Origin of the sequence: Mycobacterium deserti (assembly GCF_025345615.1) — a bacterium.
GTDB classification, from domain to species: Bacteria; Actinomycetota; Actinomycetes; order Mycobacteriales; family Mycobacteriaceae; genus Mycobacterium; species Mycobacterium deserti.
Map to the genome: position 1 here is coordinate 128,494 of NZ_JAODWD010000005.1, position 19,340 is coordinate 147,833.

General features: G+C 66.6%; 15 protein-coding genes, 2 pseudogenes and 2 riboswitches. Of the genes and pseudogenes, 7 read left to right on the forward strand and 10 right to left on the reverse strand.

Features of this window, described 5'->3' with window-relative positions:
- Position 1 precedes the first annotated feature (1 nt).
- Genes N4S67_RS20435 through N4S67_RS20450 form a run of 4 tightly spaced genes read right to left on the reverse strand, consistent with a single transcriptional unit; the run spans position 2 to position 3,610 of the window.
- The gene (locus N4S67_RS20435; protein WP_260994853.1) at positions 2-352 is read right to left on the reverse strand and encodes a type II toxin-antitoxin system prevent-host-death family antitoxin; all 351 of its coding nucleotides are present in this window, start codon (positions 350-352) and stop codon (positions 2-4) included.
- A 55-nt stretch (positions 353-407) separates the two neighbouring features.
- Positions 408-1,136, reverse strand: coding sequence for a methyltransferase domain-containing protein (locus tag N4S67_RS20440; protein WP_260994854.1), 729 nt, complete (start codon positions 1,134-1,136; stop codon positions 408-410).
- Positions 1,133-2,254, reverse strand: coding sequence for a homoserine O-acetyltransferase MetX (metX, locus tag N4S67_RS20445; protein ID WP_260994855.1), 1,122 nt, complete (start codon positions 2,252-2,254; stop codon positions 1,133-1,135). Before metX ends, N4S67_RS20440 begins: the two co-directional genes overlap by 4 nt.
- A complete protein-coding gene (locus N4S67_RS20450; protein WP_260994856.1) occupies positions 2,255-3,610 on the reverse strand; it encodes a bifunctional o-acetylhomoserine/o-acetylserine sulfhydrylase in 1,356 nt (451 codons plus the stop codon).
- Positions 3,611-3,710: 100 nt separating this feature from the next.
- Positions 3,711-3,829: riboswitch (SAM riboswitch) on the reverse strand.
- A 261-nt stretch (positions 3,830-4,090) separates the two neighbouring features.
- Between N4S67_RS20450 and N4S67_RS20455 the strand changes: the two genes are divergently transcribed.
- Positions 4,091-6,346 (forward strand): NADP-dependent isocitrate dehydrogenase, encoded by a 2,256-nt coding sequence (locus tag N4S67_RS20455; RefSeq protein ID WP_260994857.1) that lies wholly within the window; start codon positions 4,091-4,093, stop codon positions 6,344-6,346.
- Here N4S67_RS20455 and N4S67_RS20460 read toward each other — a convergent pair.
- Positions 6,343-7,179 carry an alpha/beta fold hydrolase gene (locus N4S67_RS20460; protein WP_260994858.1) on the reverse strand — a complete coding sequence of 279 codons (837 nt, stop codon included), beginning with the start codon at positions 7,177-7,179 and terminating at the stop codon, positions 6,343-6,345. The genes N4S67_RS20455 and N4S67_RS20460 overlap by 4 nt on opposite strands.
- Before the next feature lie 93 nt (positions 7,180-7,272).
- On the opposite strand from N4S67_RS20460, the gene N4S67_RS20465 reads away from it, so the two are divergent.
- From N4S67_RS20465 to yhjD, 3 genes and pseudogenes are all read left to right on the forward strand, one after another.
- A complete protein-coding gene (locus N4S67_RS20465; RefSeq protein ID WP_260994859.1) occupies positions 7,273-8,643 on the forward strand; it encodes an NAD(P)/FAD-dependent oxidoreductase in 1,371 nt (456 codons plus the stop codon).
- Between the two features lie 22 nt (positions 8,644-8,665).
- Positions 8,666-9,658, forward strand: a complete 993-nt coding sequence (trpS, locus tag N4S67_RS20470) for a tryptophan--tRNA ligase (RefSeq protein ID WP_260994860.1) — start codon at positions 8,666-8,668, stop codon at positions 9,656-9,658.
- 17 nt (positions 9,659-9,675) lie between these two features.
- Positions 9,676-10,667 (forward strand): annotated as a pseudogene (gene yhjD / locus N4S67_RS20475) (inner membrane protein YhjD).
- On the opposite strand, the gene N4S67_RS20480 reads toward yhjD, so the two are convergent.
- A complete protein-coding gene (locus N4S67_RS20480) occupies positions 10,661-10,978 on the reverse strand; it encodes a DMT family transporter (RefSeq protein WP_260994861.1) in 318 nt (105 codons plus the stop codon). The pseudogene yhjD and the gene N4S67_RS20480 overlap by 7 nt on opposite strands.
- Before the next feature lie 11 nt (positions 10,979-10,989).
- Positions 10,990-11,053: riboswitch (guanidine-III (ykkC-III) riboswitch) on the reverse strand.
- A gap of 59 nt (positions 11,054-11,112) precedes the next feature.
- Here N4S67_RS20480 and N4S67_RS20485 point away from each other — a divergent pair.
- The gene (locus N4S67_RS20485; protein WP_260995270.1) at positions 11,113-12,045 is read left to right on the forward strand and encodes an NAD(P)H-dependent flavin oxidoreductase; all 933 of its coding nucleotides are present in this window, start codon (positions 11,113-11,115) and stop codon (positions 12,043-12,045) included.
- Here the strand turns inward: N4S67_RS20485 and N4S67_RS20490 are convergent.
- The 4 genes from N4S67_RS20490 to N4S67_RS20505 all read right to left on the reverse strand — a co-directional run bounded on the left by N4S67_RS20490 (position 12,039) and on the right by N4S67_RS20505 (position 16,263).
- Complete coding sequence (locus N4S67_RS20490) at positions 12,039-13,259, reverse strand: D-alanyl-D-alanine carboxypeptidase family protein (RefSeq protein ID WP_313959969.1); 1,221 nt, start codon at positions 13,257-13,259, stop codon at positions 12,039-12,041. The genes N4S67_RS20485 and N4S67_RS20490 overlap by 7 nt on opposite strands.
- 81 nt (positions 13,260-13,340) lie before the next feature.
- Positions 13,341-14,336 carry an SMP-30/gluconolactonase/LRE family protein gene (locus N4S67_RS20495; protein ID WP_260994862.1) on the reverse strand — a complete coding sequence of 332 codons (996 nt, stop codon included), beginning with the start codon at positions 14,334-14,336 and terminating at the stop codon, positions 13,341-13,343.
- 23 nt (positions 14,337-14,359) lie between these two features.
- Positions 14,360-15,745 (reverse strand): aspartate aminotransferase family protein, encoded by a 1,386-nt coding sequence (locus tag N4S67_RS20500; protein ID WP_260994863.1) that lies wholly within the window; start codon positions 15,743-15,745, stop codon positions 14,360-14,362.
- A complete protein-coding gene (locus N4S67_RS20505; protein WP_260994864.1) occupies positions 15,742-16,263 on the reverse strand; it encodes an Lrp/AsnC family transcriptional regulator in 522 nt (173 codons plus the stop codon). The genes N4S67_RS20500 and N4S67_RS20505 overlap by 4 nt, the downstream gene beginning before the upstream one ends.
- A 123-nt stretch (positions 16,264-16,386) precedes the next feature.
- Between N4S67_RS20505 and N4S67_RS20510 the strand changes: the two genes are divergently transcribed.
- Together N4S67_RS20510 and N4S67_RS20515 are read left to right on the forward strand one after the other, a co-directional pair.
- Positions 16,387-17,880 carry a gamma-aminobutyraldehyde dehydrogenase gene (locus N4S67_RS20510; protein ID WP_260994865.1) on the forward strand — a complete coding sequence of 498 codons (1,494 nt, stop codon included), beginning with the start codon at positions 16,387-16,389 and terminating at the stop codon, positions 17,878-17,880.
- Positions 17,881-17,949: 69 nt separating this feature from the next.
- Positions 17,950-19,296: pseudogene (locus N4S67_RS20515) on the forward strand (amino acid permease); the annotation flags it as partial.
- Positions 19,297-19,340 lie beyond the last annotated feature (44 nt).

Sequence of the window (19,340 nt, forward strand, 5' to 3'; positions counted from 1 at the left end):
GCTAGCGTTCGGCGCGTGCCGCCTTGACCGCAGCGTCACCGAGTTGGTCCGGTGCGGCGTCGAACGCCGATGTCATCGCGCGCTTCGAACTCGGTGCCTGCATCTTCTCGAGCAGCTCGTCGAACTGCGAGGCCAGATCGTCGAGTGCCGGCGTGCCGGCCCGGGTCAGCGCTTCGAACTCCGCATAGGACAGCAGCACCGCCTTGGGGGTGTTGTGTTTGGTGATCGCGACGGCACCGCCCAGCGCGGCCTGTTCGAAGATCGTGGCGAACTCGTTCTTGAAGCGGGTAGCGGCGACGGTCGGGACGTCGACCAGCTCGCCTTCGCGATTACGGAACGTCAGTGTGGCCATGACGTCATTCTAGCCGTTATGGCCAAAACGTCCATTATGGACGTTCGGCGGAAATTCACGCCAGCGTCGCGCGGATGCACACAGTGACGTACGGCAGCGCCAGACCCTCGGTGTTCGCAAGCGCCGGATGCGTCGCCAGCAGGTCCCGGACCCGGTCCAGGGTGTGTGTCCGCACGTTCTCGGGCGAGGTGATGCAGTAACTGCGCGAGGCGACGAGGTCGATCAGTGCCTGCGGGGTCAGGTAGCTGGTCCACTCGACCGAGTTGTGTTCGACATCGGTGAACGGGGCGGGCACCGTTGTCGTGTCGTTGAATTGGGCGTTTTCGTGGCCGATGATGCGGCCGAGGTCTTTGACCCAGCCCAGCCGCTCGTCACGAGCGTTCCACACCAGCCCGAGCCGGCCGCCGGGGCGCAGCACCCGCGCGATCTCCGTGACCGCGCGTTCGGTGTCGAACCAGTGCCAGGCCTGGGCCACCAGGACGGCGTCGACACTGTCGTCGGGCAGCGGGATCTCCTCGGCGGTGCCCAACAGCGCCGGGGTGTCGGGAAGCGAATTGCTCAGCAGCTCGAGCATCTCGGGGATCGGGTCCACGGCGAGCACGTCGAGGCCGCGTTCCACGAGGCGGGTGGTCAGCTTGCCCGTGCCTGCGCCGAGATCCAGCACGTCGCGGGCGCCGGGAGGCAGCAGCCAGTTGATCGCTTCGGGGGGGTAGGACGGCCTGCCGCGCTCGTAGGCCGCGGCTTCGGCGCCGAATGACAGCGAGCGCTGCTGCGAGCGGGTCACCGTTCGGCCAGCTCCAACGTGTACCGGATCAACTTGCCCACCGCCTCCGTCTCGACCAGAAAGCCGTCGTGGCCGTACATCGAATCGACCACGTTCAGCTCGGTACAACCCGGGAGCAGCTCGGCCAATTCCTCCTGAAGCCGCAGCGGGTACAACCGGTCCGACGTGATGCCGCCGACCACGACCGGCACGGGACAGCTGCGCAAGGCTGATGCCACACCGTCCCGCCCACGACCGACGTCGTGACTGGACAGCGAATCGGTGAGCGCGACATATGTCCCCGCATCGAACCGGTCCACCAATTTGCGGCCCTGATGCTCGAGGTAGCTCTGCACCGCATAGCGGCCGCCGATCGCCGGATCCTCACCGGGCTGCGCGTCGTTGGCGAACCGGGTGTCGAGTTCCTCCTCGCCCCGGTACGTCAGGTGCGCGAAGCGCCGGGCGATCTCCATGCCGATGTCGGGGGAGCGCCCGGTGCCGTAGTAGTCGCCGTCCTGCCAGTTCGGATCCGACTTGATGGCCGCCACCTGCGTGCTCTGGGTGCCGATCTGGTCAGCGGTGGCCCGGGCGCCGACCGCCAGCACCAGCGCGGCGCGCACCGTGTCGGGATGGCCGACGATCCACTCGAGCGCACGCGCCCCGCCCATCGAGCCGCCGACCACCGCCGCGACCCGGGTGATGCCCAGCGCAGCCAACGCCGCGAGGTCAGCCTCGACCTGGTCGCGTATCGACACGACGGGAAACCGTGAGCCCCACGGCTTTCCGTCAGCATGCAGTGAGCTGGGGCCCGTCGATCCCCGGCAGCCACCCAGCACATTGGTGGACACCGCGCACCAACGGTCGGTGTCGATCGGTGCGCCAGGGCCTGCCACACCTTCCCACCAGCCCTCGGTCTCGGCTCCGGGGCCGGTCGGGCCGGTGACGTGCGAATCACCGGTCAGCGCATGCAGGACGACGACCACGTTGTCGCGGGTGGGCGAGAGCTCGCCCCAGCGCTGCACGGCGATCTGCACGTCCTCGATGACCGTGCCGTTCTCCAGCGTCAACGCACCGATGTCCACCACACCGACGTCACCTTCGGCGGGCAGGCTCACAGTTTCCACCTCGGAGATCGTCATCTAGAACGCTGCTGTCGTACGCGGATCGGTCGTCGCCGCCGAGTGGAACGGCTTGGCGTCGGCGAAGCCCTGCTCGAGGTCGGCGAGGATGTCGTCGATGCCTTCGATGCCCACGGCGAGGCGGACCAGTCCCGGCGTGACACCGGTGGCGAGCTGCTCCTCTGGGGTCAGCTGGGCGTGCGTCGTCGACGCCGGATGGATCACCAGCGACCGGACGTCGCCGATGTTGGCGACGTGGCTGTGCAGCGTCAGCGCGTTGACGAACGCCTTGCCCGCGTCGATGCCGCCTGCCAGCTCGAAGGCCAGCACCGCGCCGGTTCCCTTCGGCGCCAGCCTCTTTCCGAGCTCATGCCACGGTGAGCTGGGCAGACCGGCGTAGTTGACGGAGAGGACGTCCTCGTGCGCCTCCAGGTACTCGGCGACGCGCTGCGCGTTCTGCACATGCCGCTCGACGCGCAGGCTCAGTGTTTCGAGCCCCTGCGCGATCAGGAAGGCGTTGAACGGCGAAGCCGCCGAGCCGAGGTCACGCAGCAGCTGAACGCGGGCCTTGAGCGCGAACGCCGGCGGCCCCAGTTCGGCGAACACCACGCCGTGATAACTCGGATCTGGCTCGGTGAAGCCGGGGAATTTGCCGTTGGTCCAGTCGAAGGTGCCGCCGTCGACGATCACGCCCGCGATCGCCGCGCCGTGCCCGCCGAGGTATTTGGTGGCCGAGTGCACGACGATGTCGGCACCGTGGGCCAGCGGCTGGATCAGGTACGGCGTCGCGATGGTGTTGTCGACGATCAGCGGGACACCCGCGTCGTGAGCGACGGCCGCAACGCCGGGGATGTCGAGGACGTCGATCTTCGGGTTGGAGATCGTCTCGCCGAAGAACGCCTTGGTGTTGGGCCGCACCGCCGCCCGCCACGACTCCAGGTCGTCGGGGTTCTCGACGAAGCTCACCTCGATGCCGATCTTGGGCAGCGTGTAATGAAACAGGTTGTACGTGCCGCCGTACAGTCGCGGGCTCGACACGATGTGGTCGCCCGCGTTGGCGAGGTTGAGTATCGCGAAGTGCTCGGCGGCCTGGCCGGAGGCCAGGAACAGGGCGGCCACACCGCCTTCGAGCGCTGCGATGCGCTGCTCGACGGCGTCTTGGGTCGGATTCATGATCCGGGTGTAGATGTTGCCGGGCTCGGCGAGGCCGAACAGCGCCGCGGCGTGATCGGTGCTGTTGAACGTGTACGACGTGGTCTGGTAGATCGGCAGCGCCCGCGCGTTGGTGGCGGAGTCGGGCGTCTGGCCCGCGTGGACCTGCTTGGTCTCGAACGCCCACCGAGCGGTCGGGTCGTCGATGGTGTTGTCGGTGCTCATCGGTTCTCCTGTTGTGAGGGGCCGGGTAGGGCTGCACGCACTCAGCGGTAACTGCGCACGCCGGACCTCCGCCTGTCTTCTCTGGGGGCCCGTCACAACGGACCCGCGCTTGCCGGCAGCCGCTAGCGGCTACTCAACCTGGTCATCACCCGGGGCACCCCACCGCGGTTGGAGGGTTGCCGGCCAGCGAGCCGGGGCTTGTCGCTGGCACTCATGACCGAGATAGAGAGTATCGCAATTCGCTGACTGGGTGCCAGCGGGTCGATCGCGCGCCTCGGTCGACTGCGATCGTGTCGCGCGGCGGTTGCGATGGCATGGGGCAAAAGCCCCCATTTCCAGGGCGAGGGCAAAGCTACTGGTCAGTAGCCATAACGAGGTGGCGGACCGATACCCCCGGCGCGCGCGTAGCGTCGTAGCCGAAGCGATACTGATAGCCACCAAAAGCCACTGCACTGACCGAGACCGACGCGGGAGAGCCACATGAGTGACGAGCAGCCGACCATCATCTACACGCTCACCGACGAGGCGCCGCTGCTGGCGACATACGCCTTCCTGCCGATCGTTCGCACTTTCACCGAGCCGGCGGGCATCAACGTCGAGACCAGTGACATCTCGGTCGCGGCTCGCATCCTCGCCGAGTTCTCCGACCGTCTGACCGACGAGCAGCGGGTTCCCGACGACCTCGGCCGACTCGGTGAGCTCACGCAGAACCCGGACACCAACATCATCAAGCTGCCGAACATCAGCGCATCGGTGCCGCAGCTGTTGGCGGCCATCAAGGAACTCAAGGCCAAGGGCTATGACTTGCCGGACTATCCCGGAGAGCCGAAGAACGACGAGGAGAAGGCGATCAAGGATCGCTACGCCAAAATCCTCGGTAGCGCGGTCAATCCCGTTCTGCGACAGGGTAACTCGGATCGGCGGGCCCCGAAAGCGGTCAAGGAGTACGCGAGGAAGCACCCGCACAGCATGGGCAAGTGGTCGCAGGCGTCGCGCACGCACGTCGCGACCATGCGCGGCGGCGACTTCTACGCCGGCGAGAAGTCGATGACCATCGACAAGGACCGCAAGGTCAAGATGGTGCTCGAGACCAAGAGCGGTCAAACCCTCGTGCTCAAGCCCGAAGTCAAGCTCGACGAGGGCGACGTCATCGACAGCATGTTCATGAGCAAGAAGGCGCTGTGCGAGTTCTACGAGCAGGAGATGCAGGACGCCTACGAGACCGGCGTGATGTTCTCGCTGCACGTCAAGGCGACCATGATGAAGGTCAGCCACCCGATCGTGTTCGGCCACGCGGTCAAGGTGTTCTACAAGGAGGCATTCGCCAAGCACCAGAAGCTGTTCGACGAACTCGGCGTCAACGTCAACAACGGCATGTCCGACCTCTACGACAAGATCGAGAAGCTGCCGGCCTCGCAGCGCGAGGAGATCGTCAACGACATCCACGCCTGCCATGAGCACCGGCCGGAGCTGGCGATGGTCGACTCGGCCCGCGGCATCACCAACTTCCACTCGCCGTCCGACGTGATCGTCGACGCGTCGATGCCCGCCATGATCCGCCTCGGCGGCAAGATGTACGGCGCCGACGGGCGCACCAAGGACACCAAGGCGGTCAATCCGGAGTCGACGTTCTCCCGGATCTACCAGGAGATGATCAACTTCTGTAAGACTCACGGGCAGTTCGATCCGACGACCATGGGCACCGTCCCCAACGTCGGCCTGATGGCGCAGAAGGCCGAGGAGTACGGCAGCCACGACAAGACCTTCGAGATTCCCGAAGACGGCGTGGCCAACATCGTCGACATCGACACCGACGAGGTGCTGCTCTCGCAGAACGTCGAGACCGGTGACATCTGGCGCATGCCGATCGTCAAGGATGCGGCGATTCAGGACTGGGTGAAGCTCGCGGTCACTCGGGCGCGTGAGTCGGGCATGACGGCGTTGTTCTGGTTGGACACCGAGCGTCCGCACGAGGCCGAGTTGCGCAAGAAGGTCAAGACCTATTTGGAGGACCACGACACCGAGGGCCTACACATCCAGATCATGCCGCAGGTGTGGGCGATGCGGTACACGCTGGAGCGGGTGATCCGCGGACAGGACACCATCGCTGTCACCGGAAACATCTTGCGTGACTATCTGACCGATCTGTTCCCGATCCTGGAGCTGGGCACCAGCGCCAAAATGCTGTCGATCGTGCCGCTGATGGCAGGTGGCGGCATGTACGAGACGGGTGCCGGCGGTTCGGCGCCCAAGCACGTGCATCAGTTGGTCGAGGAGAACCACTTGCGGTGGGACTCCCTTGGCGAATTCCTGGCTCTCGGAGCATGTTTCGAGGATCTGGGTCGCAAGGCCGACAACAAGCGGTCGGTACTGTTGGGCAAGACGCTGGACTCAGCGATCGGAAAACTGTTGGACAACAACAAGAGTCCGTCGCGCAAGGCCGGTGAGCTCGACAACCGAGGCAGCCAGTTCTACCTCGCGATGTACTGGGCGCAGGAACTCGCCGATCAGTCCGACGACCAGGAACTGGCGGACCACTTCGCGAATCTGGCGAAGACGCTGGCCGAGAACGAGGACGCCATCGTGTCCGAACTCGCCGAGGTGCAGGGCGATTCGGTCGATATCGGCGGGTACTACTACCCGGACCGCGAGAAGACCACCGCGGTGATGCGGCCGAGCAAGACGCTCAACTCGGTGCTGGAGAGCGTGACGGCCGAGCCGGTGACGGAGCGTTAGCCGCCGGTCGCCGTCTTCGGTGGCGGCGAAGCGTAGCGGTCGGTGAACCCGACGATCAGGTCGGCGACCCGCCGGGGTGCCTCGAACATCGGGATATGCCCGACACCGTCGAGGTGCGTGACCTCGGTGTCCTCGGGCAGGTACGTGGTGAAGTGTCGGGTGAACCGCGGATGCGGCAGAACCCGGTCCTTCTCGCAGATCACCAGGTGCGTCGGTGCCTTGCCCTCGGCGATCTCCAGCAGGCCCGGCGAGGACAACGACTTGATCAGCAACTGGTAGTAGGCCGGGCAGTGCGAGACGTCGTCGATGATGTCGCGCAGGTCGTCGTCGGACAGGCCGTCCGGCGTCGCGCTGACCGGCAGGTGCGTCAGGTAGCGGGTGATCGGCAGTTTCAGTGTGTGTTCGCGAGCGACGAGCGTGAACAGCCAGATCGGCATGCCCGCGAGGAACTTGGCGACGATCTCGAATTTGGCCGGCGTGAAGTGGCGCCACCCGCCGGCAGGTGCGATGCCGGTCAGAGTCCGGGCCCGCCCGCGGCGCTCGAGTTCGAATGCCACCCACCCGCCGAGCGAGTTGCCGACGACGTGCGCGGTGTCCCAGCCCAGCGCGTCGAGACGCCGTTCGACGTCGTCGGCCAGAGCGCTCGAACTGAGGAAGAACGGCCCCTTCGGGCCGCCGTTGTGGCCGGCCATGGTCGGCGCGAACACCTCGTACCGGCCGGTGTCGGCAATCATCGGGGCGACGTCTTTCCACACGTTCTGCGACATCATGAAGGGATGTAGCAAAAGCATCGGCTCGCCGGAGCCCAGGTGGATGGGTGCGCGCTCGGTCATGCTGCCCGACACTAAAGGTGATACCGCCGGTACCGCAAGTGAGTCGCTGCGACCATGCGCCGGTGACCGTCGAGTTCGGTTAGGGTTCGAGCGGTGAGCGTTGACACCACAGCCCAGCCGCGACACCGCGTCGTCATCATCGGATCGGGCTTCGGCGGACTGTTCGCCGCCAAGCACCTCAAGCGCGCGGACGTGGACGTCACACTGATCGCGAAGACGACGCACCACCTGTTCCAGCCGCTGCTGTATCAGGTGGCGACGGGCATCCTGTCGGTGGGCGAGATCGCGCCCGCGACACGAATCATCCTGCGCAAGCAGAAAAATGCCGAAGTCCTGCTCGGCGACGTCGTCGACATCGACCTGACGAACAAGACCGTGACTTCCACACTGCTCGACTGGGAGCGCGTCACGCCGTTCGACAGCCTGATCGTCGCGGCGGGCGCCCAGCAGTCCTACTTCGGCAACGACCACTTCGAAGCGTTCGCCCCCGGCATGAAGACCGTCGACGACGCGCTCGAACTGCGCGGCCGGATTCTGGGCGCGTTCGAGGCGGCCGAGGTGACGACGTCGGAGGAGGAGCGCACGCGCCGGCTGACGTTCGTCGTCGTCGGGGCCGGGCCGACCGGCGTCGAAATCGTCGGTCAGATCGCCGAACTCGCCGACCGCACGCTCAAGGGGGCGTTTCGCACCATCGATCCGACCGAGGCGCGGGTGATCCTCGTCGAGGCCGGTCCCGCGGTGATGCCGCCGATGGGCCCCAAGCTTGGGCTCAAGGCGAAGCGCCGGCTGGAGAAGATGGGCGTCGAGATCAAGCTGAACACCATGGTGACCGACGTCGACTACAAGGGGCTGACGGTCAAGGAGAAGGTGGGCGAGGACTTCGGGGAGGAGACCCGGATCGAATGCGCCGTCAAGGTGTGGTCGGCCGGGGTGCAGGCCAGTCCGCTGGGCAAGGTGGTCGCCGAGCAGTCCGACGGGACGGAGGTCGACCGGGCCGGGCGCGTAATCGTCGAACCGGACCTCACAGTCAAGGGCCATCCCGACGTGTTCGTCATCGGCGACATGATGAGCGTGCCGAACGTGCCGGGCCAGGCTCCCGGTGCGATCCAGGGTGCGACCTACGCCACCAAACAGATCAAAGCCGGCCTGAAGGGCGAGGATCCGGCGGCTCGAAAGCCGTTCAAATACTTCGACAAAGGCAGCATGGCGACGGTGTCGCGATTCTCCGCGGTATGCAAGGTCGGCAAGCTGGAGTTCGGCGGCTTCATCGCGTGGCTGGCATGGCTCGGCCTGCACCTCTACTACCTCGTCGGCGGGCGGAACCGCTTGATGGCGGTCATCTCGTGGTTCGTCACCTTCCTCGGCAGGGGCCGAGGCCAGATGGCGATCACCGAACGCTGGGTGTTCGCGCGCAGGGCATTGGAACAGTCGAAGGAGCAGAGCGTCCAAAAATCCGTTGGGTGACTCATGCCAAGATTGACCCATCATGAGCCAGCGCGTCTTCTCCGGTGTCCAACCCACGTCCGATTCTCTGCATCTGGGCAACGCGCTCGGTGCGATCAAACAGTGGGTGGGCCTGCAGGACGACTACGACGCCTTCTTCTGCGTCGTCAACCTGCACGCGATCACGATCCCGCAGGATCCCGCGCAATTGCGGCTGCGCACCCTGGCCACCGCCGCGCAATACCTCGCGCTGGGTATCGATCCGTCGCGCTCGACGATCTTCGTGCAGAGCCAGGTGCCCGAGCACGCCGAACTCGCCTGGGTGCTGGGCTGTTTCACCGGCTTCGGCCAGGCGTCGCGGATGACGCAGTTCAAGGACAAGTCGCAGAAGGAAGGCGCCGAGGCCACCACGGTCGGGCTGTTCACCTATCCGGTGCTGATGGCCGCCGACGTCCTGCTGTACGACACGGACCTGGTGCCGGTCGGGGAGGATCAGCGCCAGCATCTCGAGTTGGCCCGCGACGTCGCGCAGCGGTTCAACGCCCGCTTTCCGGACACGTTCGTCGTCCCGGACGTGCTGATCCAGAAGGTCACGGCCAAGATCTACGACCTTCAAGATCCGACGGCGAAGATGAGCAAGTCCGCCGCGACAGAGGCGGGGCTGATCAGTCTGCTCGACGACCCGAAGGTGTCGGCCAAGAAGATCCGTTCGGCGGTCACCGACAGCGAGCGCGAGATCCGCTTCGACCAGGGCGCGAAACCGGGCGTCTCGAACCTGCTCACCATCCAGTCGGCCGTGACCGGTGCCGACATCGACAAGCTCGTGGCGGGTTACGCCGGACGCGGCTACGGCGACCTGAAGACCGACACCGCCGAGGCCGTGGTCGAATTCGTGCGGCCGATCCAGGCCCGCGTGGACGAACTGCTCGCTGATCCGGCCGAGCTGGAGGCGGTCCTGGCGGCAGGCGCTGAGCGCGCCAGAGAGGTGTCTGCCAAGACGCTGCAGCGGGTATACGAGCGGCTGGGATTTCTGTAGCAACGTGGGAGGCGCGGATGTCACCACCGGCCGGGCCGGTAGCTGCAGCCGAGCCTGACAAGCCAGGCATTCCGGATCGCCTGAAAGCACGCTATCCGTGGTTCGCCCACGCGATGCGGGCACCGTCTTCGCCCTGTTCCCGTTGCTGATGCTGGGGTTCTCCATCGCGGGGTTCGCGCTGGCACGCCAACCTGACGTATTGGCCAAGATAGCCGACCGGATCAGGCAGACAGTGTCCGGAGATGTCGGACAGCAGATCGTGGACCTGATGAACACCGCCATCGAATCCCGTACGTCGCTGGGCCTTTTCGGTCTTGCCACCGCGGCATGGGCGGGGCTGAGCTGGATGGCCAATCTGCGCGAAGCGTTGAGTGCGATGTGGGAGCAGCGATCTGAGACGAGCGGATTCGTCGGCACCAAGGTGGCGGACCTTGCGGCGCTGCTGTCGGCGTTTCTTGCCATCGTGGTCACCGTCGGTCTGACCGCGCTCGGCGACCAGCGGCTGGTCGCCAGGATCCTGGCGTGGATCGGCATCCACGACATACCGGGACTCACGGCAGGCCTGCGCGTGGTGTCGATGCTCGTCGCGTTGGCCATCTCCTGGCTGCTGTTCACCTGGATGATCTCCCGGCTGCCGCGAGAGCCGGTTACCTTCCGCAGCGCGATGCGCGCAGGGCTGCTGGCGGCGGTGGCGTTCGAGGTGTTCAAGCAGGTTGCTGCGATCTACCTGCGGTCGGTCGTGACGGGTCCGGCGGGCGCGACGTTCGGCCCGGTGTTGGGCCTGATGGTGTTCGCCTACATCACCGCTCGGCTCATCCTGTTCGCGACGGCCTGGGCGGCGACGTCGACCGAGAACCTTCTCGCCGCACCGGTCGCGCCGCCTAATCCAGCCCAGATCACTCCCCGGGTCGAGGTTCGCGAGGGTCTGGGTGTACCGGGGGCCCTGACCGCGGCCGCCGTGGGAGCCCTAGGGGCGCTTAGCTTTTCGCGACTGAATCGCCGTCAGTGACTGACCAGCTTCAGGCCGATGACGCAGCCGATGACACCGAGAATCAGCATGACCTTGATCAGTGACGCCGCCTCGGTGCCGGTCAGCATCGCGTAGGCGACCGTCAGCGCGGCGCCGATGCCGACCCAGACGGCATAGCTGGTGCCGACCGGCAGGCTGCGCATCGCGACGGCAAGTCCCACCATCGACAGCACGACCGAAATCCCGAACACGACCGTGGGCCCCGCTTTGGTGAAGCCCTCCGACTTGCCCAGCGCCGTCGCCCAGACCGCTTCCAGCACACCGGACACGACAAGAATCAGCCAGGCCATCACACACCTCCGAAGCACCGTCTTGTCGCTGGCCGGGTACGGTGCCCCTCGTCCGGTGTCACTTCGTGACCCTTCGGACAGTAGCAAAGCGGTACCGTCGCGCCGTGGCACTGTCAACGCCGTGGTCCCGAGCGATGGGCCTCGACGTACCGATCGTCAACGCTCCGATGGGCGGCGCGGCCGGCGGTGCGCTGGCGGCCGCGGTATCGCGCGCCGGCGCCCTCGGCATGATCGGTATGGGCAGCTCGGCCACCGCCGCGCAGCTGCGCAACGAACTGACGCATGTGTCCGGGCTCGAGCGCCCGTACGGCATTGGGCTTGTGCACTGGGTGATGTCGGCGCAGCCGGATCTCTTCGAGGCCGCCCTCGCCGCCCGGCCTGCACTGCTCGCGGTGAGCTTCGGGGGCGAATGGTCATGGGTGGAGCGGGCGCACGATGCCGGCGTGCCGGTGGCTGCGCAGGTGGCCGACGCGACCGCGGGCAGGCGCGCGGCCGATGCGGGCGTCGACGTGCTGGTGGCCCGCGGCGCCGAGGGCGGTGGGCACGGCGAACCGCGCCTCGGCACCTTGCCCCTGCTCGCAGAGGTGCTCGACGAGGTGTCGATCCCGGTGCTCGCTGCCGGCGGCATCGGCTCAGGTCGAGGCCTGGCCGCGGCACTGGCCGCCGGTGCGTCCGGCGTCTGGCTGGGCACGGCGTTCGCGGCGTGCACCGAAGCGGCGACACCTGCGGGCGTCCGCGATCTGCTGCTGGCGGCACCCGCGGACGCGACTGTAACGACGCGTCTGTTCGATGTCGCGCAGGAGTACCCCTGGCCGACAACGATTCCCGAGCGTGTGCTGCGCAATGAGTTCGTCGACCGCTTCGAGGGACACGAGCGCGCGATCGACGACGAGACGAAAGCCGCACTCGCCGCGGCGGTCGTGGCGCAGGACTTCCGGGTGGCGCCCGTCAACGCCGGACAGGGCGTCGGCATGGTTCGCGCGGTGTGCTCGGCGGCGCAAGTGGTCGAACGACTGCACACAGACGGCGAGCGGCTGCTGCGGCGGTGGGGTCAGCCGGATCAGTAGTGCTGCGGGCGCCGGTTCAACGACCGTGCGCCCATGATGAGCGATAAGACGATGACGGAGCCGCCGATCGCGACGCCGACACGCACCGGCATCGCGTCCACATCCGCCAGTATGGGTGCGGCGTTGACGGCCGAATTGCTTGCGGCGGCATCGGGTTTGGAGCCGGACAGCGACGGGTCCGGCTCGATCAAGGTGCCCACGGATGTACCGGGCGCAGTGGCGAATCCGTAATCCAGCAGGTGCGCGGCCTGTTCCCACGGCGCGATCGGCTGACGGGTGCCACGAAGCAGCACGGCCACGAGACGACGGCCGTCGCGGTTCGCAGCGCCGACGAAGGTCTGGCCCGCGTCGTCGGTGAAGCCGGTCTTGCCGCCGAGCGCACCGGGGTAGTTGGCCAGCAGCTTGTTGTCGTTCTCGATCGGGTAGCCCACGTCGCCTCGGCCGGGGAAGTCGAACGATCGAGTTGCCACGATGTCGGTGAATATCGGGTTCTGCCAGGCGTAGCGGTAGAACAGGCCCATGTCGTAGGCCGAGGTGCTCATGCCCGGTCCGTCCAGTCCCGACGGGGTCGCGACGCGGGTGTCGCGACCACCGAGCTTGCTCGCCAGGTCGTTGAGCTTGGCCAGCGTGGCGTCCATCCCGCCCATCTGCGCAGCCAACGCATGCGCAGCGTCGTTGCCCGAATACATCAGCAGGCCGTGCAACAAGTCGTTGATCGAATAGTGGCCGTTCTCGCCGACGCCGACCTTCGTGCCCTCCTGGGCGGAGTCCTCGGCGGTGCCCGCGACGACCTTGTGGATCGGCAACTCCTTGATCGCCTGCATCGCGACGAGCACCTTGATGATGCTGGCGGGGCGGTGGCGGCCGTGCGGATCCTTGGCGGCGATGACGTCACCGGTGTCGAGGTCCGCGACCAGCCACGCCTCAGCGGAGACGTCCCCGGGCAGCGGCGGGGTGCCCGGGGCGGTAATCACGCCGCACCCCGACAGGGCGTCGCCGCCGAGCGGCTCGGCGGGCACCGGCAGCGGCGAGGGCGCGTCCTGGCCGGGCTTGGGCACTTCGGAGGCATCGACCGCGGGCGGTGTCACCTCGCGGTACGGGCAGGCGTTCGGCGCAGCGACCGGTTCGGCGCTTGCCAGGGCGGGGGAGGCCAGCATGCAAAGCGCAGCTGCCAGCGAGACAGCGCGCACAATTGCGGTTCGATACTTCGCCATCGTGAGCGAAGGTTAGGCGCTGGAAGGAACGATTCCGCGGAGGCGCGCTGTTACTGGTGTGATTGGAGTTGCAGACGTGATTTACGGCAGCGCGCAGTTCGCGACTGCCGGCGCCCCGATGCAGCCCATCCACAGCCGCCCATCCGCTTCCACCAGGCCGGTCACCTGCCCGAATTCCGGGTGCGCGGTGTGCAGGCCCGCGACGGCCTCGCCGGTATCGGGGTCGAACGCAACGGCCCACACCTGCGATTCGAGCTGGGGTTGCAACGTGTCGGGCAGCTTCCACAGCAGTTTGCGAAGTAGCGGCGGGCTCGTCGCCAGACGGTCCGCCGCTGTGTTCACCCCGGAGACCATGGCACACCAGATGCGGCCGTCGCCGCCGGTGGAGAGGTTGTCGGGAAGGCCGGGCAGGTTGGCGCGCAGCGGTGTCACCGTGCCTGCCCGCGGGCCCGTCAACCAGAACTTCGACAGCGCACGGCCCAGCGTCTCGGCGAACACCAGGGCCGAACCGTCCGCCGTCGGCGTGACGCCGTTGGCGAAGTAAAGACCCGGCAACACCGTGAGGACGGTGCCGTCGGCGTCGCGCCGGAACAGGCTGCCGCGCGGCCGTGCCTCGAACGCCGCTCCCTTGAAGTGCTCGTAGGTGAATGCGCTTGTGGACTCGGTGAAAAAGATTGTGCCGTCTGGTATCTCGGTGACATTCGAGCAGAAGCGCAGCGGACGGCCGTCGACCTCGCGGACGAGCGTGTCGAGTGCACCGCTGGCCGGGTCGAGCGCCAGCAGCCCGCCGGGACTGCTGCACACCAGGATTCGGCCATCCTGTGCCACGTGCATGCCCAGCGGTCTGCCGGTGACGGTGGCGACAACGGTCGGCTCGCCACCCCCGGGCGGGATGCGCACGATGCGGCCGTCGTCGACGCCGGTCCAGATGTTTCCCTCGGCGTCGACGACGACGTCTTCCGGCGCGTTGCCCGGCAGCGCGACGACCGTCAGGTCGGCGGATCCGAACTCCGGCAGCGGGTCGACCGGTGGCGGCTGCCAGCGGACGGGATCGACGGGCGGCTTTTGCGGGCTCACCCGCCTGAACCTACGCCGTCGGTCTACAGCATCCGGCTGGCTTCGGCGAGGACACCGTGCAGGATCTCGTAAATCGCGTCGAACTCCTTCTGCCCGCTGATCAGCGGCGGCGCGAGCTGCACGACTGGGTCGCCGCGGTCGTCGGCGCGGCAGTACAGGCCCGCTTCGAACAGTGCCGGGGTGAGGAAGCTGCGCAGCAGCCGCTCGGATTCCTCGTCGCTGAAGGTCTCCTTGGTGGCCTTGTCCTTCACCAGCTCGATGCCGTAGAAGAAGCCCTCGCCGCGGACGTCGCCGACGATCGGGAGGTCGTAGAGCTGCTCCAGCGTCGCGCGGAACGCGGGCGCGGTCTCCTTGACGTGGTTGTTGATGCCTTCGCGCTCGAAGATGTCGAGGTTGGCCAGCGCCACCGCGGAGGACACCGGGTGCCCGCCGAACGTGTAGCCGTGCGCGAACGTGGTCTTGCCGTCGTTGAACGGCTCGAACAGCCGGTCGCTGGCGATCATCGCGCCGATGGGCGAGTACCCGGATGTCAGTCCCTTGGCGCAGGTGATGATGTCCGGAACGTAGCCGAAGTCGTCGCAGGCGAACATCGAGCCGATGCGGCCGTAGGCGCAGATGACCTCGTCGGAGACCAGCAGCACGTCGTACTCGTCGCAGATCTCGCGGACGCGCTCGAAATACCCTGGAGGAGGCGGGAAACAGCCGCCGGCGTTCTGCACGGGCTCGAGGAACACCGCGGCCACAGTGTCGGGACCCTCGAACTCGATGGCCTCGGCGATGCGGTCGGCGCAGTACCGGCCGAACGCCTTGGCGTCGTGTTCGTACAGCGCGGGCGCCCGGTAGAAATTCGTGTTCGGCGCGCGGAACCCGCCCGGGGTCAGTGGTTCGAACTGCTGCTTGAACGCGGGCAGGCCGGTGATCGCCAGCGCCCCCTGCGGGGTGCCGTGGTAGGCGATCGCCCGCGAAATCACCTTGTGCTTACCGGGTTTTCCGGTCAGCTTGAAGAAGTTCTTGGCCAGCTTCCACGCGCTCTCGACCGCTTCGCCGCCGCCGGTGGTGAAGAAAACGCGGTTCAGGTCGCCCGGCGCGTATCCGGCGATCCGCTCGGACAGTTCGATCGCGGTGGGTGTGGCGTAGGACCACAGCGGGAAGAACGCCAGCTGCTCCGCCTGCTTGGCGGCGGCCTCGGCGAGCTCCTTGCGGCCGTGCCCGACCTGCACCACGAAAAGCCCTGAGAGTCCGTCGATGTAGCTCTTGCCCTTATCGTCCCAAATGGTCACACCTTCGCCGCGGGTGATGATCGGCGGCGTGATGCCCTCGCCGTGGCGGGCGAAGTGCCCCCACAAGTAGCGGTTTGCCTTGGCGCCCAGCTCCGAGGTGATCTCTCTGGTGATATCGGTTGTAGTCATCTTGTACCCCAATTGTATTGCTGTTTAACGAGTTTCAGGTAGACAAGTGTCTCGGTGGATATCACTCCCGGTAACGCGCGGATCTGGGTGTTGAGTAGGTCGAGAAGGTCGTCGTCGTCCGCGCAGACGACTTCGACGATCGCGTCGAACGACCCGGCCGTGAGGACCACGTAGTCGACGGACTCGATGGCGGCCAGCTTCTCGGCCACCTTGGTGGTGTCGCCGGTGCAGCGGATGCCGATCATGGCTTGGCGGGCGAAGCCGAGTTGCATCGGGTCGGTGACGGCGACGATCTGCATGACGCCCGCATCGACCATGCGCTGGACCCGCTGCCGCACCGCGGCCTCCGACAGTCCGACGGCCTTGCCGATGCCCGCGTACGAGCGCCTGCCGTCCTGCTGCAACTTCTCGATGATCTGCTTCGACAACTCGTCAAGCTGGAACGCCGCGCCGGGCCGGGACTGGTTGACCCGGAATGAGACGGGGCCCATCGGATGGTGGGGACCCGGGTTCGCCATGCCTGTGATTGTGCACGGAATCCGTCGTTGCAAGCAACCATCACCATGAAATCACGCGTTCGGAGGGGTCCCTACCGCGGGAATGCGTAGCCAGGTCGGTGGCCTGTCGGTTAGCGTTGGCTCATGACTGGCAGTGTCTCCACGAGCGTGGCGAGCAGCTGGATCGACGGCACCGCGGTAGCCACCGGCGGCGGCCTTCACCAGGTGATCAACCCTGCGACGGGTGATCCGGTCGCCGAATACGCGCTGGCGTCGCCCGCCGACGTCGACGCCGCGGTCGCTTCGGCGCGCGCGGCGCTGCCGGGGTGGTCCGGCGCGACACCGGCCGAGCGCTCGGCGGTGCTGTTCGCGCTGGCCCGATTGGCCGACCGGCAGGCCGACGCCCTGGTCGCCGAGGAGGTCAGCCAGACCGGCAAGCCGGTGCGACTGGCCGACGAGTTCGACGTGCCGGGAAGTGTCGACAACATCGAATTCTTCGCAGGCGCCGCCCGCCACCTCGAGGGCAAGGCCACCGCGGAATACTCCGGCGACCACACGTCGAGCATCCGGCGCGAGGCCGTCGGTGTCGTTGCCACCATCACGCCCTGGAACTACCCGTTGCAGATGGCGGTGTGGAAGGTGTTGCCCGCCTTGGCCGCCGGCTGCACAGTCGTCATCAAGCCGTGTGAGCTCACGCCGTTGACGACGCTGACGCTGGCCCGGCTGGCCGACGAGGCCGGGCTGCCCGCCGGGGTCTTCAACGTGGTGACCGGCCTCGGTGGCGATGTCGGAACCGCGCTGGCCGGGCACCGGGACGTCGACGTGGTGACGTTCACCGGGTCTACGCCCGTCGGCCGCAAGGTGATGGCCGCGGCCGCCGTGCACGGTCACCGCACGCAGCTTGAACTGGGCGGCAAGGCGCCGTTCGTCGTGTTCGACGACGCGGATCTGGACGCCGCGATCCAGGGAGCCGCCGCGGGCGCGCTGATCAACAGCGGGCAGGACTGCACCGCCGCGACGCGCGCGATCGTGGCGCGCGACATCTACGACGACTTCGTCGCCGGGGTCGCCGAGGTGTTCGGCAAGGTCGTCGTCGGTGACCCGCATGACTCCGACACCGATCTGGGCCCGCTCATCTCGATGGCGCACCGCGCGAAGGTGGCGGGCATGGTCGAGCGCGCCCCCGCGCAGGGCGGCCGGATCGTCGCCGGCGGCACCGCGCCCGATCTGCCTGGCTCGTTCTACCTGCCGACGGTGATCGCCGATGTCGACGAGCAATCGGAGGTGTACCGCGATGAGATCTTCGGACCCGTACTGACGGTGCGCTCATTCACCGACGACGACGATGCGCTGCGGCAGGCCAACGACACCGCGTACGGCTTGGCCGCGTCGGCGTGGACGCGGGACGTGTACCGCGCCCAGCGCGCGTCGCGTGAGATCAATGCCGGCTGCGTGTGGCTCAACGACCACATCCCGATCATCAGCGAGATGCCGCACGGCGGGGTCGGGGCGTCGGGCTTCGGCAAGGACATGAGCGACTACTCACTCGAGGAGTACCTCACCATCAAACACGTGATGAGCGACATCACCGGGGTGGCCGACAAGCAGTGGCACCGGACGGTATTCGCGAAGCGGTAGTCGGTTCGGTTAGCGCAGCGTGCCAAGTGGGTACACCCGGCTGATCTGGCCAAGATCAGAGGAGTGCCCATGAGCGCCGCGCCGGGATTGAAGAAGGCTCTGAGTCAGCGTCAGCTGCGGATGATCGCGATCGGCGGGGTTATCGGCGCAGGTCTGTTCGTGGGTTCCGGCGTGGTGATGGCTGACACCGGACCGGGCGTGTTCATCACGTATGCCCTCAGCGGAGTGCTCATCATCATGGTCATGCGGATGCTGGCCGAAATGGCGGTGGCCAACCCCTCCACCGGATCGTTCGCCGACTACTCGCGCGACGCTCTCGGCCACTGGGCGGGGTTCTCCGTCGGTTGGTTGTACTGGTACTTCTGGGTGATCGTCGTCGGGTTCGAGGCGATCGCCGGCGCGAAGATCGTGCAGTACTGGATAGACATCCCGCTATGGCTGTGCGCCCTACTCTTCATGGTCCTGATGACCGGCACCAACCTGTTCTCGGTGAAGTCCTACGGCGAGTTCGAGTTCTGGTTTGCGGGCATCAAGGTGGCGGCCATCGTGGTGTTCATTGCGATCGGCGCGTGCTTCGTCTTCGGGCTGTGGCCGAACAAGTCCGCCGACTTCTCCAACCTGTGGAGCGAGGGCGGATTCATGCCGATGGGCTTCGGCGTGATCACCGTCGGCATCGTCACGGTGATTTTCTCGATGGTCGGCCCGGAGATCGCGACGATCGCCGCCGCCGAATCGTCGGACCCGGAGAAGGCGGTCGCCAAGGCCGCTAACTCGGTGATCTGGAGGATCCTGATCTTCTACGTGCTCTCGGTATTCCTGCTCGTGACGATCGTGCCGTGGAACGACGAGGACCTGTCAGCGTCTCCGTTCGTCGCCGCGTTCACCGAGATGGGCATCCCCTACGCGGACCACATCATGAACGCCGTGGTGTTGACGGCGGTACTGAGCTGTCTCAACTCGGGGATGTACACGGCTTCGCGCATGTTGTTCGTCCTCGCCGCGCGTAACGAGGCGCCTCAATTGCTGGTCCGGCTGACGCGCCGATGCGTGCCGATGAATGCGATTCTGTTCTCGTCGATCGTCGGATTCGCCTGCGTCATCGCCGCCGCCTTCGCTGAGGACACCATTTTCGCGTTCCTGCTCAACTCCAGCGGAGCGATCATTCTGTTCGTCTACATCCTGATCGCCATCTCGCAGATCGTGTTGCGGCGCCGCCGCCGTGGCGCGGATCTGAAGCTGAAAATGTGGCTCTTCCCCGCGCTTTCGGTCCTCACCGCAGCGGGAATGCTCGCAATTCTTGTGCAAATGTCGCTGGACGACAAACTCCGCTCGCAGCTGGTGCTGAGCCTGCTGTCGTGGGCGGTGGTGTTGGGACTGTTCTTCTTGAATCAACGCTTCAACAAGCGCCACAACATCGATGTGGACGCTGCGGAAGAGAGAGCGCGCGCGCTGCTGAACTG

Coding starts and splice junctions, on each gene's coding strand:
- N4S67_RS20505 (WP_260994864.1), bottom strand. CDS start 16,263: ATGGCGAACCCGGGTCCCCACCATCCGATGGGCCCCGTCTCATTCCGG.
- N4S67_RS20490 (WP_313959969.1), bottom strand. CDS start 13,259: ATGGCGAAGTATCGAACCGCAATTGTGCGCGCTGTCTCGCTGGCAGCT.
- N4S67_RS20480 (WP_260994861.1), bottom strand. CDS start 10,978: ATGGCCTGGCTGATTCTTGTCGTGTCCGGTGTGCTGGAAGCGGTCTGG.
- N4S67_RS20450 (WP_260994856.1), bottom strand. CDS start 3,610: ATGAGCACCGACAACACCATCGACGACCCGACCGCTCGGTGGGCGTTC.
- metX (WP_260994855.1), bottom strand. CDS start 2,254: ATGACGATCTCCGAGGTGGAAACTGTGAGCCTGCCCGCCGAAGGTGAC.
- N4S67_RS20435 (WP_260994853.1), bottom strand. CDS start 352: ATGGCCACACTGACGTTCCGTAATCGCGAAGGCGAGCTGGTCGACGTC.
- N4S67_RS20510 (WP_260994865.1), top strand. CDS start 16,387: ATGACTGGCAGTGTCTCCACGAGCGTGGCGAGCAGCTGGATCGACGGC.
- N4S67_RS20500 (WP_260994863.1), bottom strand. CDS start 15,745: ATGACTACAACCGATATCACCAGAGAGATCACCTCGGAGCTGGGCGCC.
- N4S67_RS20460 (WP_260994858.1), bottom strand. CDS start 7,179: ATGACCGAGCGCGCACCCATCCACCTGGGCTCCGGCGAGCCGATGCTT.
- N4S67_RS20455 (WP_260994857.1), top strand. CDS start 4,091: ATGAGTGACGAGCAGCCGACCATCATCTACACGCTCACCGACGAGGCG.
- trpS (WP_260994860.1), top strand. CDS start 8,666: ATGAGCCAGCGCGTCTTCTCCGGTGTCCAACCCACGTCCGATTCTCTG.
- N4S67_RS20485 (WP_260995270.1), top strand. CDS start 11,113: ATGGGCCTCGACGTACCGATCGTCAACGCTCCGATGGGCGGCGCGGCC.